Source organism: Burkholderia sp. Ac-20384, from assembly GCF_017104605.1.
Taxonomy (GTDB): Bacteria; Pseudomonadota; Gammaproteobacteria; order Burkholderiales; family Burkholderiaceae; genus Burkholderia; species Burkholderia lata.
The window spans coordinates 1-12,572 of sequence record NZ_JAAGPE010000272.1 but is presented as its reverse complement, the minus strand read 5'-3'; the positions used below and the strand labels follow the sequence as shown (position 1 = coordinate 12,572).

At 68.3% G+C, this 12,572-nt stretch carries 13 protein-coding genes and 1 pseudogene; 4 read left to right on the top strand and 10 right to left on the bottom strand.

The window, feature by feature from the left end; genetic code table 11:
* Positions 1–123: 123 nt before the first annotated feature.
* Together G3O00_RS33345 and G3O00_RS33340 are read left to right on the top strand one after the other, a co-directional pair.
* Positions 124–1,194 (top strand): annotated as a pseudogene (locus tag G3O00_RS33345) (cytochrome c peroxidase); the annotation flags it as partial.
* Between the two features lie 97 nt (positions 1,195–1,291).
* Positions 1,292–1,567, top strand: coding sequence for a hypothetical protein (locus tag G3O00_RS33340; RefSeq protein ID WP_011355479.1), 276 nt, complete (start codon positions 1,292–1,294; stop codon positions 1,565–1,567).
* Between the two features lie 81 nt (positions 1,568–1,648).
* Here the strand turns inward: G3O00_RS33340 and G3O00_RS33335 are convergent, their stop codons facing one another.
* The gene (locus G3O00_RS33335) at positions 1,649–3,133 is read right to left on the bottom strand and encodes a PLP-dependent aminotransferase family protein (protein WP_206145538.1); all 1,485 of its coding nucleotides are present in this window, start codon (positions 3,131–3,133) and stop codon (positions 1,649–1,651) included.
* Positions 3,134–3,336: 203 nt separating this feature from the next.
* On the opposite strand from G3O00_RS33335, the gene G3O00_RS33330 reads away from it, so the two are divergent.
* The gene (locus G3O00_RS33330) at positions 3,337–3,687 is read left to right on the top strand and encodes a hypothetical protein (RefSeq protein WP_206145537.1); all 351 of its coding nucleotides are present in this window, start codon (positions 3,337–3,339) and stop codon (positions 3,685–3,687) included.
* Between the two features lie 153 nt (positions 3,688–3,840).
* Here G3O00_RS33330 and G3O00_RS33325 read toward each other — a convergent pair whose 3' ends face one another.
* The 8 genes from G3O00_RS33325 to gtdA all read right to left on the bottom strand — a co-directional run bounded on the left by G3O00_RS33325 (position 3,841) and on the right by gtdA (position 10,305).
* Positions 3,841–4,263: a DUF6691 family protein gene (locus G3O00_RS33325; protein WP_206145536.1), complete on the bottom strand. Its 423-nt coding sequence runs from the start codon at positions 4,261–4,263 to the stop codon at positions 3,841–3,843.
* 1 nt (position 4,264) lies between these two features.
* Positions 4,265–4,699, bottom strand: coding sequence for a YeeE/YedE family protein (locus G3O00_RS33320; RefSeq protein WP_206145535.1), 435 nt, complete (start codon positions 4,697–4,699; stop codon positions 4,265–4,267).
* On the bottom strand, positions 4,689–5,039 hold the full coding sequence (locus tag G3O00_RS33315; protein ID WP_206145534.1) for a metalloregulator ArsR/SmtB family transcription factor: 351 nt from the start codon (positions 5,037–5,039) through the stop codon (positions 4,689–4,691). Before G3O00_RS33315 ends, G3O00_RS33320 begins: the two co-directional genes overlap by 11 nt.
* A 96-nt stretch (positions 5,040–5,135) precedes the next feature.
* A complete protein-coding gene (locus tag G3O00_RS33310; RefSeq protein WP_206145533.1) occupies positions 5,136–6,497 on the bottom strand; it encodes an aromatic acid/H+ symport family MFS transporter in 1,362 nt (453 codons plus the stop codon).
* Positions 6,498–6,577: 80 nt separating this feature from the next.
* Positions 6,578–7,786, bottom strand: a complete 1,209-nt coding sequence (locus tag G3O00_RS33305) for a 3-hydroxybenzoate 6-monooxygenase (protein WP_206145532.1) — start codon at positions 7,784–7,786, stop codon at positions 6,578–6,580.
* 19 nt (positions 7,787–7,805) lie between these two features.
* Complete coding sequence (maiA, locus tag G3O00_RS33300) at positions 7,806–8,447, bottom strand: maleylacetoacetate isomerase (protein ID WP_174932292.1); 642 nt, start codon at positions 8,445–8,447, stop codon at positions 7,806–7,808.
* A 25-nt stretch (positions 8,448–8,472) separates the two neighbouring features.
* Positions 8,473–9,171, bottom strand: coding sequence for a fumarylacetoacetate hydrolase family protein (locus G3O00_RS33295; RefSeq protein ID WP_174932290.1), 699 nt, complete (start codon positions 9,169–9,171; stop codon positions 8,473–8,475).
* Positions 9,172–9,261: 90 nt separating this feature from the next.
* Entirely contained in the window at positions 9,262–10,305 is a 1,044-nt protein-coding gene (gtdA, locus tag G3O00_RS33290) for a gentisate 1,2-dioxygenase (RefSeq protein WP_206145531.1), read from the bottom strand.
* A gap of 164 nt (positions 10,306–10,469) precedes the next feature.
* Here gtdA and G3O00_RS33285 point away from each other — a divergent pair, with 164 nt between their 5' ends.
* A complete protein-coding gene (locus tag G3O00_RS33285) occupies positions 10,470–11,414 on the top strand; it encodes a LysR substrate-binding domain-containing protein (protein WP_206145530.1) in 945 nt (314 codons plus the stop codon).
* Between the two features lie 67 nt (positions 11,415–11,481).
* Here G3O00_RS33285 and G3O00_RS33280 read toward each other — a convergent pair.
* A partial coding sequence (locus G3O00_RS33280; RefSeq protein WP_206145529.1) for an FAD/NAD(P)-binding oxidoreductase occupies positions 11,482–12,572 on the bottom strand: 1,091 nt, incomplete at its 5' end.

The window sequence follows — 12,572 nt, the reverse complement described above, 5'->3', positions numbered from 1 at the left end:
GAATGCCCTTGTCCGAACCGTTGCCCGTCTTCGACGAACTGAGCGCGTCCTGGTGCATCTGCACGACGATCCAGTCGATGTCGTCGTCATGCGCGGCATGGCGCAGCGTGTGTTCGAGCCAGCGCGTTCGCGCCGACGCTGTCGGCCGCCTCGCTCGCGGGGCCGGGCGTGCCGGAAGGCAGCCGGCCCGGACGCTTCAGCCAGCGCAACGCCCCGTCGCTGCTCTATGTGCGCTACGTGCCGCGCCGCCACTTCTACCAGGACGACGACGCGCCCGCACCGTCGCCGTTCGGCGGCCTGTTCAGCGACGGCCGCGCGGATACGCTCGCCGAGCAGATCCGCGGGCCGCTGTTCGATCCGAACGAGATGAACAACCGGTCGCCGGCCGCGCTGCTGCGCAAGGTCGACGCGACCGAGCTCGCGCCCGATCTCGCCGCTCGCTTCGGCGCGTCGGTGCGGCGCGATCCCGAGCAACTGGTGCGTGCGATGGGCCTGGCCGTCGAGGCCTATCTGCAGAGCGACGAGATGGCGCCGTTCACGTCGCGCTTCGACGCGTTCCTGCGCACGCGCAAGCCGCTCGCGCCGGCCGAGATGCGCGGCCTCGCGCTGTTCCGGAATCCGGACAAGGGCAACTGCATGAGCTGCCATACGCTGTCGGAGACGTCGAGCCGCCCGGAGCGTTCGCTCTTTACCGATTTCGGCTACGACGCGATCGCAGTGCCGCGCAACCGCGCGCTGCCGGCGAACCGCGATCCGCGCCATTTCGACAACGGACTGTGCGACACCGCACGGCGGCTGCGCTGGCCCGAGCCGACGCAATGGTGCGGCTACCTGCGCACGCCGGGGCTGCGCAACGTCGCGGTCAAGCAGACCTTCATGCACAACGGCGTGTTCACGACGCTGCGCGATGCGGTCGCGTTCTACAACACGCGCTCGACGGACCCGGGCTTCTGGTATCACGGGGCCAGAACGTTCGACGACGTGCCGGCCGCCTATCGCGGCAACATCAACGTCAACTCGACGCCGATGAACCGCCGGCCCGGCACGCCGCCCGCGCTGACCGACGCGGAAATCGACGACATCGTCGCGTTCCTCGGCACGCTGACCGACGCGCGCTATACGAAGGTTGCCGCCCCCGTGGCGCCCGCGGCCCCTGCTGGCCGGATCACGCGAACCGCCGTACCGGCCCGCTGACCCTGGCCGAACGGCCAGCCCCACGCGCACCCGCTTGCGGCCGCCGCAAACACTGGTTATATTTACAGTACTGTATTTATGAACAGTGAGGTGCGCGATGGAACATCTGGTCCGTATCGTCAACGAAGCCGATCGCCAAGTGCTGGCGTGGCTCCGCGCCCAGGTCGGCGATGCCCGCGTCGAGCGCGCGGCTCGCCAGCTCGGGCATACGCGCAAGCCCTTCCCGTCCGCCGTCTGCCGGTATTTGGGCATGAGCGCACCGGCCACGCTGCGCCAGGCCGAACGGCCGCGCGCCGCACGCGATTTCTCGGTCGGCGATCGTTACCTGTCGCTGATCCGCCAGCACCTCGCCACGCATTCGGCCAGCCGATGAAATGGCGGCGGCTTGCCGCGTCGGTGGCTCGGAAAACCGGTGGGCTTGAGCATTCGCTGGCCCGGCCGGCCGACACCGCGCTTACGTGGCCGCGGTGGCTTCCCGTACGAGGCGGCCGAGCGTTTGGAATGCCGCTTCGTGCGCCGCATCGAACACGCGCGTGCAAGCGAGCCGGATATAGCCGTCGAAGCGGTCGGAATTCGAGAAGATCGAGCCGGGCGCGATCCTGACTCCGTGCGCGAGCGCGGCGTCGAACAGCGGCTCCGAGCGCACGCCGTCCGGCAGCGCGATCCACAGCAGCATCCCGCCCGGCGGCTGGTTCATCCGGGTTCCGGCCGGGAAATGCCGTGCAATCGCATCAATCGTCACGTCGCGCTGCACGCGCAACTGTTCGCGGAACCGGTGCAGATGGCGATCGAACGCGCCCGAGCCGACGAATTCGGCCGCAACGGCCTGCAGCAACGCGGCGTTGTGCCGGCTGTGCGCGAACTTCAGCATCTTCACGCGCGCGTGCCAGCGCCCCGCGCTGATCCAGCCCAGCCGCATCCCGGGAGCCAGCACCTTGTTGAACGACGGGCAGTAGATCACCGTGCCGTCGCGGTCCCATGCCTTCACCGGCTTGACCGGCTGCGGCGCCTCGACGAGCTCGCGATAAGGCTCGTCCTCGATCACGGCCACGCCATGGCGCGAGCACAGCGAGACGAGCGCGGCCTTGCGCTCGTCGGGCATCACGCAGCCGAGCGGGTTCTGCAGGTTCGGCACGACGACCACGGCCCGAATGTCCGGGTACGCGGTCAGCGCCACTTCGAGTGCCTCGATCGACAGGCCGGTTGTCGGGCTGGCCGGGATTTCGAGCGCACGCAAGCCGAGGCTTTCGAGCAACTGGATCAAGCCGAAGAAGGCCGGCGATTCGATCGCGATCGTGTCGCCGGGGCGCGCCACCGCGCGCAATGCGAGATTCACGGCATCGACGCCGCCGCTCGTCGACATCACGTCGTCCGGCGTCACCGTCACGCCATACGACAGCGCGCGCTTGGCCATCGTCTGCCGGAACTCGGGCGAACCGCCGACGGGCCCCGCGTCGGTCAGCAACGTGGGTTTGCGCCGCAACAGCCGGATCGCGAGCGCCTGCAGGCGCTCGGCCGGATACAGCGTGGCCAGCGCGGACGCGCCGCCGAGATTCAGCGCATCGGGCGCCGCGTTTGCACGGTCGATCACGCGCGACACGCGCTCGTGCAGGCCCGCGAACGGCGGCTCGACGCTCAGCGGCGGCCCGTCGCTTTCCGGCAGCGTTGCGAGCGCAACCGCCGCGCGGCGCCGCACGAAGTAGCCGGAGCGCGGCTTCGCCTCGCACCAGCCCGTATCCTCGAGCCGCCGGAACGCCTGGATCGCGGTCGACAGGCTCACGCCGTGCTGGGCCATGAACGCGCGCACCGATGGCATCCGGTCGCCGGGCGACAGCGTACCGGCCGCGATGATGCGGCGGTAATGCTCGGCGAGCCGTTCGTAAAGCGGTTCGCCGCCCATCGGCAAGGGCGGGCGGGATGAATCGGTGAAAGGTGTCATGCAGCCGATCGTGCTCGCGTGGCCGATCGCACGCCAGATACAGATTCCGGGGAAACCCACCGATACAGCGACGCAAAATCGTCGTCTGCACCGCAACAGATTCCCGGCCCCTGAATCTGTCGTGCCGAGGCCCGTTTCCCTAACCTGATTGCACGCTGTCGCCTCGCCGTCGCGAGGCCGCGCAACCGGGAAAAGGAATCGCCATGCAAACGCATCACATCCGGCTCGACGCCGGGCAAAGCCACTTTGCGTGGTTCGACAAGGGGAGCCAGGTGATCGTGCTCGATGGCGCGCTGGCAGTCACGCTGCGCCACGGCGGGCTGGACTGGCTGCCCGACGCGCCGCAGCACATTCGCCGCCTGCTCGACGAAGGTGAATGCCTGACGCTCGAGACGGCCGGCCACGTGGTGCTGTCGGCCGGCGGCACGGGTGCGGTCAGCACGGCGATCGTGGAGCCGGCCGGACAGCCCGGCGTGCTCGCGGGATGGCGTGCGGCCCTGCGCCGGCTGTCCGAGAGGATGCGCGGCGGCCATCGTGCGCGCGAGCATTCGTGAAATCGCGACTTGCTGCGTCAAGGAGAAGCGTCAGGCTAACACCGCATCATCCGATGGAGATCTGACGCGATCCGGTTCGGCCGCGCTCATGCAGATCGACCGGCCTTGACCGATCAACCGCCACCGCTTGCTTGGCACGCGGCGGCCATCACCTCACCGCGCACTCCTGCGCCGCTCGAGCCACTCGAACACCGCCATCCCGGCCAGCATCGCGATGACGAACACGATCCCCTTCGCCGACCCGAAGCCGATCGACACAATCGCGGGCCCCGGGCAGAACCCGGCGATCCCCCAGCCGATGCCGAACACGGCACTTCCCGCAACCAGCCGAACGGTGATCGCCCGCACGGCCGGCAACTGCATCGGCAAACCGAGCCACGTCCGCGTCCGGCGCTTCGCCCAGGCGAACGCGAACACGGCCACGCCCGTCGCGCCGGCCATCACGAACGCGAGCGACGGATCCCAACGGCCGGCCAGGTCGAGGAAGCCGAGCACCTTCTGCGGATTGGCCATGCCCGACACGATGAGGCCGACGCCGAACAGCAGCCCCGCCAGAAACGCGAATCCTGCCTGCATGTCAGCCTCCCAGTACGTGCCGTCGCACGAAGACGGTCACGAAGCCCGCGACCATGAAGACCACGGTCGCGACCACCGAGCGCAGCGCACCGCGCGACATCCCGCACACGCCGTGACCGCTCGTGCAGCCGCCCGCGTACCGCGTGCCGACGCCGACCAGCAGCCCGGCCGCCACCAGTTCGACCCAGCCTGCGTCGACCTGCGGCGTCAGGCGGTTCCCGGCGACGTACATCACGAGCGGTGCGGCAATCAGCCCGGCGACGAATGCGGCGCGCCAATCGCGCTCACCGGCGCGCGCGGTGAACAGACCGCCGACGATGCCGCTGATGCCGGCAATCCGGCCGTTGAACGCGACGAGCCACGCGGCCGCGAACCCGATCAGCACGCCACCGGCCAGCGACAGCCACGGCGTGAAATGAAGCGCATCAAGCTGCATCGCGCCGCCCCTTCGCGGCCGGGCCGCAGAACTGTTCATACAGCACGCCCATCACCGCGATCGCGGCCGGGCTGTCGAGCGAATAGTGGATGTTTTTGCCGTCGCGGCGTGTGCGAACCAGCACGTTGTCCCGCAACACGCCGAGCTGCTGCGACAGCGTCGGCTGGCGGATATCCAGCGCCGTCTCGAGATCGCTCACGCAGCGTTCGCCCTGGGACAGTTCGCAGAGCAGCAACAGCCGGTCAGGATTCGACAGCACCTTGAGCAGCGCGCAGGCCGATTCGGCGGCCGCGCGCATCTGGTCGGGGTCCGGCAACCCGGTGGAAAGATCGTCGTTCATCGGGGCGGGGAAACAATTAAAGAATCAATATTATATTGATTTATATAATGATACTCCCCGCCGCTTGCCGACAGGCGGCCTTGCGCCCTCCTTCACTCAGGCCTGCTCGCCCGCAATCGCCTTCGCGGCAGGCATGCGCGCCGCACCGGCACGGACCACGCCGAGCGCCAGCACCGCCATCCCCGCGATCACGCACGGCGCCGCGACGACGGCAAACGCAGTCGACAACGGCACGCCCATCGCCAGCATCGCGCCGCCCGCCATCGACCCGACGACCGAGCCGCCACGGCCGATCCCGTTCGCCCAGCTCACGCCGGTGGTGCGGCACTCGGTCGGATAGAACGCGGCCGACAGTGCGTTCGCGCCGACCTGCGAACCCGACACGCAGAAGCCGGCCGCGAACACTGCAAGTGCGGCGCCCCACGGCGATCCGGCAAACACGCCGATCGCGGCGACGAATACACCGGCCGCCGCATAGCTGCAGGCCAGTACGCGATGCGGGTCGAAACGGTCCATCAACCCGCCGAGGACGATCGCGCCGAGCGTGCCGCCGACCTGGAACATCGCGGTCACGCGCGCGGCCGTCTGCAACGTCGCGCCGGTCGTGCGCAGCAGCGTCGGCAGCCAGCTCGACAGCAGGTAGATCACGAGCAGGCTCATGAAGAACGTGAGCCACAACAGCAGCGTGCCGCGCAGCAGGTCGGCACTGAACAGGCGGCCGAGCGGCGACCCGGCCGGCTTGCCGGCGGGCGCGATGAACGACGCGTTCGCAAGATGCGGATCCGGCGCGATGCGACCGAGCATCGCCGCGATCCGCTCGCGCGCCGCGCCGGTGTTGACGAGATAGCGCACCGATTCCGGCAACCGCCACGCAAGTACCGGCAGCAGAAGCAGCGGCGCCGCCCCGCCGACGACGAGCACCGAACGCCAGCCGTGGTGTTCGATCAGCGACGCGGCCGCGAGCCCGCCGAGCGCGGAGCCGATCGTGAAGCCGCAGAACATCGTCGTCACCAGCAGAGAACGGCGCCGCGCCGGGCAGTATTCGGACGTCAGCGTGATCGCATTGGGCATCGCGCCGCCGAGCCCGAGCCCGGTCACGAAGCGCCACGCGATCAGCTCGGTCAGGCCACCGGCGCTCGCCGACGCGGCGCTCGCGATGCCGAAGCACGCCACGCAGGCGAGCAGCAGCCGCTTGCGGCCGAACCGGTCGCCGAACGGCCCGAACACGAGCGCGCCGGCCATCAGCCCGGCGAGCCCCGCGCCGAACACCGGTGCGAGTTGCGCGGGCGACAGCCCCCATTCCGCGCGGATGACGGGGGCGATGAAACCGATCGAGGCGGTATCGAAACCGTCGATCGCGACGATCAGAAAGCACAGTGCGACGATCGCGGCCTGAAACGGCGCAACGCGATGCCGGTCGATCCATTCGCTGACGTCGATGGACAGCGTATCGGCCATGATGGTGTCTCCTCCAGGAAGGCGGTCGCGCGTCGTGTCGTTGAAATGCGCGCCGCCGGAATCGGGCCAACCGCGCCGCGTTACGCGACGGACTTCAGGCAATCCTCCGCGCGCCAGCCGTGCAGCCAGTCGAGCGCGTCGTAGAACTGCGCCTGCGTGCGGCCGACCCAGAGCCCGTTGCGCACCTGCCGCTCGACGCCCTTCGCGTGATAGATCCGCCCCATCTCGCGCGCCGAATACAGCACGCGCGCGGTGCGCGGAATCCGCACGCGCTCGTACAGCGCGAACGCCGCTTCGAAATCGCCGTCGGTCTGTGCGACGGCCGCGCCGAGCGTCACCGCATCTTCGAGCGCCTGGCACGCGCCCTGCGCGATGTATTGCGTCATCGGATGCGCGGCGTCGCCGAGCACCGTCGCACGGCCCTCGCTCCAGCGTTCGACCGGATCGCGATCGGCGGTCGCCCAGCGCTTCCACGACGTCGGCCGGTCGAGCATCTGCTTCGGCAGCGGATGGATGCCGTCGAAGTACGACAGCACTTCTTCCTTACTGCCCTCGCGCACGCCCCAGGTTTCCTGTTCGCGGCTGTGGAACGTGACGACGAGGTTGTACTGCCGTCCGCCACGCAGCGGATAGTGGACGAGATGGCAATGCGGGCCGGCCCACACGACCGGCGCATTGATCTGCAGATCCTGCGGCATGTTGTCGACGTCGACCACCGCGCGATACACGACGTGGCCCGTCACTCGATGCGCGTCGCCGATCAGCGCATGACGGATCGCGGATTTCACGCCGTCGCAGCCGATCACGGCATCGGCGCGATAACGTTCGCCGTGCTGGTCGGTCACGGTCACGCCGTTGCCGTCCTGCTCGAAGCCGCACACCTGCGTGCTCGTCCGGAATTCGATCAGCGGATGATCCTTGACCGCCTCATAGACCGACAGGTGAATGTCCGCGCGATGAATCACCGCATACGGATTGCCGAAGCGCTCGCGGTACGCGGCGCCCGTATCGATGCGCGCAACCTCGCGCGCATCGACCGCATCCATCAGTTGCAGCCAGTCGGTGAACACCGCCCGGCTGCGCGCAGCCTCGCCCACACCCAGCGCGTCGAGCGCGTTGAACGCGTTCGCCGCCAGCTGGATCCCCGCGCCGATCTCGCCGATCTGGTCTGCCTGTTCGAGCAGCTTCACGCGAATGCCCTGGCGCGCGAGCGCGAGCGCCGTCGCGAGCCCGCCGATGCCGCCGCCGATTACCAGCACGCGCCGGCCGTTGTCTTTTGTCTCGCCCATGTCTGTCTCCTGCTTTGTGTTACGCGACGTAATCCGGTTGTCGCTGCGGTTGCGCGACCTCGAATGCCGGCTCGTGCCGCGCGTGTTCAAACACTGCGAGGCTGCGCGGATACGCACTCAGGTCGCAGTCCATCCGCAACGCGTTCGCGACCTGCGGCACGAGGCATACGTCGGCGAGCGTCGGCGTGTCGCCGAAGCACCACGGGCCCTCGTCCGCACGCGCGAGCAGCCGTTCGACGCCGGCCATCCCTTCCGCGATCCAGTGCCGGTACCACGCGGTCTTCTGCTGCGGCGTGACCTTCAGCTCGCTGTCGAGATAGCGCAGCACGCGCAGGTTGTTGACCGGATGGATGTCGCATGCGATCAGCGTCGCGAGTTCCAGCACGCGGGCGCGTTGGCGCAGTTCGAGCGGAATCAGTCGAGGCGTCGGCTGGATCTGGTCGAGGTAGTCGAGGATCGCGAGCGACTGCCCGAGACGGAAATCCCCGTCGACCAGTGCCGGCACCGCGGCCGACGGGTTCACGTTCGCGACGTAGGCCGCCTCGCGATGCTCGCCGGTACGGATGTTCACCGGCAGCGTGTCGTACGGCAGCCCTTTCAGCGCGAGCGCGATACGCACCCGGTAGGATGTCGAACTGTTGAAGAAGCTATGCAGTTGCACGATGTCGCCTTTCGAGGAAGATGCGTCAGACCACGCGCACGGTCAGTTCGCCGAGCCGTTCGACGCCGACCTTCATCACATCGCCCGCGACCACCGCGCCGACGCCTTCGGGCGTGCCCGTGAAGATCACGTCGCCCGGTTCGAGGCGGAAGAACTTCGACAGGTCGGCCACCGTTTCCGCAACCGACCAGATCAGGTGCGACACGTCGCTCTTCTGCTTCGTCGCCTCGTTGACGGTCAGCCACAGGCCGCCCTGTTCGAAATGACCGACGTCGCTTGCCGGATGCACGGGCCCGATCGGCGCCGAACGGTCGAATGCCTTGCCGATCTCCCACGGCCGGCCCATTTCGCGCATCTTCATCTGCAGGTCACGGCGCGTCATGTCGAGGCCGACCGCATAGCCCCACACGTGTTCGAGCGCGCGCTCGAGCGGAATGTCCGAGCCGCCCTTGCCGATCACCGCGACGAGTTCGGCTTCGTAGTGATAGTTCGACGTCTGCGCCGGATACGCGAGATCGAGCGTTTCGCCGTATGCAACCGGCACGATCGAATCGGCCGGCTTGCAGAAGAAGAACGGCGGCTCGCGATCGGGATCGAAGCCCATTTCGCGTGCATGAGCCGCGTAGTTGCGGCCGACGCAATACACACGGCGCACCGCGAACTGCGCGTCGCTGCCGGCAACGGGGAGCGCTACGGGCGCTTCAGGCGGGAAAACGAAAGTCATGAGTGGCTCCAGCGTAAATACGAATGAAGGGGGGCGCGCCGCGGCGGCGACGCACGGGAAACGGGAAACGAGTCGTTGAAAGGGCCGGCGTCAGTCGCGCGCTTCGCGCAGCAGGTTCAGCGCGGACAGCACGGGCCGGTCGGAGTAGCTGAACAGCACGCTGTCGGACGACGCAGACAGCCGCACGGGCACCCACGACGGCGCGACGAAAATGTCGTGCGGCTCGAATTCGAATGCGTTGCCGCCGATGTGCGCGGTGCCGCTGCCTTCGACGACGCAGTAGATCGTCGCGTCGGTGCTGCGGTACGTACGGCCGTCGAAACCGGCAGGCAGGAACTGCATGAAGGTGGCGATCGTGGGCATCGGCCAGCCGCCTGTCGCGGGGTTCACGTAGCGCAGCTTCACGCCGTCCCATGCGTCGAGCTCGCCGTTCCGGTACAGCGCGTCGAGCGCTTCGCGGGTACGGGCATACGGATAGCTGAACACCGGCGACGTCGGATCGCTCACGCGATGCCGCACCGGCACCATGTTGTGACCGAAGCGCGCGAAGCTGTCGCCTTCCGGGCGATTCACGGGCTGCTCGGCTTCCGGGTAGTTCTCCGCGAAGCCTGCGTCGAGGTTCGCGAGCAGCGGAATGTCGAGCCCGTCGAGCCACACGACCGGTTCGCCGCCCGCTTCCTCCGACGGGTTGCCGTGGTCGTGCCACGCCCAAGACGGCGTGATGATGAAGTCGCCCGGATGCATCGTCGTGCGCTCGCCGTTCACGGCCGTCCACGCGCCGCACCCTTCGACGATGAAGCGCAGCGCCGACTGCGTATGCCGGTGGCTCGGCGCGATCTCGCCCGGCAGGATCAGCTGCAGGCCCGCGTACAGGGTCGGCGTCATGCTCGACTTGCCCGGCAGCCCCGGGTTCTCCAGCACCAGCACGCGGCGCACGGCTTCTTCCGCGCTGATCACGCTGCCGGCCTGCATCACGAGGTCGCGCACCTGCGCGTACTTCCAGATCGCAGCCTGCGCGGCCGGCTGCGGGGATTTCGGCACGAGGTTGTGCAGCGATTCCCACAGCGGCGCCAGGCGTTGCTCGGCGATCCGTGCGTAGTAGGCGGCGCGCGACGCGTCCGGGTGGGTCGTCATGATGTCTCCTTGGAGTCGGCCGATCGGCGTCGGCGCTATGTCGGGGCGAGGACCATGCGGCAGTCCGTTAGGTGATTTATATTCGACCCAGACATACCCGGTAAAATGGTCAAATCATCTGATTCATATAGTTCTGGATATACCTACTCGCGACGAGGCATGCGATGGACTGGACCCACCGGCTGCGACTGCGGCATCTGCAGGTACTGTTGAGCCTTGCCGGCACCGGCAATCTGAGCCAGTCTGCGGTCGCACTCGCGACCACGCAGCCCGCGCTGTCGAAATGGCTGAAGGAGCTGGAAGAGGATGTCGGGCTGCCGCTGTTCGAGCGGCATGCGCGCGGCCTGCGGCCGACGTCGTACGGCGAAGCACTGATCGAGCATGCGCGCCGCGTCGAAGCGCAGCTCGACGTCGCGCGCGACGACATGGCCGCGCTGCGGGAAGGCGGCAGCGGCCTCGTGACGATCGGCACGTCGGGCGTGGCGGCGGCCGACACGGTGCCGCTCGCGGTGTCGCAACTGCTGAAACGGATGCCGCGCGCACAGGTTCGGATGACCGAAAGCACGATGAACCAGCTGATGCCGCAGCTCGCACGCAGCGAACTCGATATCGTCGTGGGCCGTTCCGGATCGACATTCGTCGATCCGCTGCTGCATGCCGAAGCACTGTATGTCGATCCGGTCGTGTTCGTCGCACGGCCCGACCATGCGCTCGCCGGGGCGACGTCGGTCGGCTGGGACGACGTGCTCGCCTACTCGTGGATCGTGTGGCCGTCGGGCACCCCCGTGCACAATGCGCTGGAGGCCGCGCTGTCGGCCGCCGGCCGGGTACGGCCGCCGCACTGCGTCGAATCGAATTCGTCGATCCTCAACCTCACGCTGCTGAACAACACCGACCTGCTCGGCGTCGCGTCGTATCGTGCTGCGCAGCGCTTCGCGCAATTGAACGCGATCCGGATCCTGCCGATGCAGCTCGAAGGCCAGGGCGCGGTGTCGATGTACTGGCACCCCGACAGCGCGAATCGCGCGGCCGTGGCCGCGACGATCGAGTGCCTGCGTGCCTGTGCAGCCCCGCAGGTCGGCGGATGGGAGAAAGTGAAGGTGGAATGAATAGCGCGGCCCGGTGTCAGCCGGGCCGTGATGCCGTGATGCCGTGATGCCGTGATGCCGTGATGCATCACGCGCCGTCGCACGATGCCGTGCCATCCAGCATCAGCGTGCCGACCCGTGCGGGCACGAGCGGCGTACGCGGCACCGGCGGCGTCCAGCCGAACAGCGCGTGCGCAGCCGCACCACACACGCGCCCCTGGCACGCACCCATCCCGCAGCGTGACTGCAGTTTCGCGGCCGTCCAGCCCGGAGCATGCGCGACTGCATCGAAACGCACGTCCTCGCAACGGCACAGCAGCGTGTCGGGCCGCGCGAGCCGGCGGATCGGTTCGCGAATCGCAAAACGCTCGCGTACGGCATCCGAAAATGCCTGCCAGTGTGCTCGTCGCGCAACGAGTGCTGCCAACTGCGTGGTCTGCCCGGTCGCCGCACAACCGGCAATTTCACCCTCGACCATCGCCAGTTCGCTACCGCCGACACCCGTACACTCACCCGCCGCGAAAACCCCGTCGCGGCTCGTGCGCTGGTGCGAATCGACCGCCACCGCGCCGTCGTCGATCCGGCAGCCGAGATGATTCGGCAACACGGTATTCGGCACGAGGCCGAAGCCGCACGCGAGCCGGTCGCAGTCGACCTCGAACTCGCGCTCGCCCTGACGAATCCGCACGCGTTCGAGCCGCTTGTCGCCGAACGCTTCGACGACATGCGCATCGGGCCGATAGGCGGCGGTGACGAGCTTCGCGGCTTGCACGAGCTTCGACGGCCAGCGCCACAGCGCCGCCCCGAAACCGGCCACGTCGCCCCACGCGGCCTGTTCGAGCACATGCGACACGCGTGCGCCGGCCTGACGGGCCGTCGCCGCGCTCGCCAGCAGCAGCGGCCCGCTGCCCGCGATCATCGTGCGCTGCCCGCGCACGTCGAGGCCGTACTTGATCAACGCCTGCAAGCCGCCTGCACCAGTGACACCCGGCAGCGTCCAGCCCGGAAACGGCAGTAGCAGCTCACGTGCGCCGCAACAGAGAATCAGCGTGCGGAAATCGAGCAGCAGCCCGCGCTCGTCGTCTTCGAGCAGCAGCGTGCCCGACTGCGTTTCGGCGACGATGCGCGTCGCCGCGAGATGCGTGACGTTCGGCTGCCGCAACACGGCGAGACGCCCGA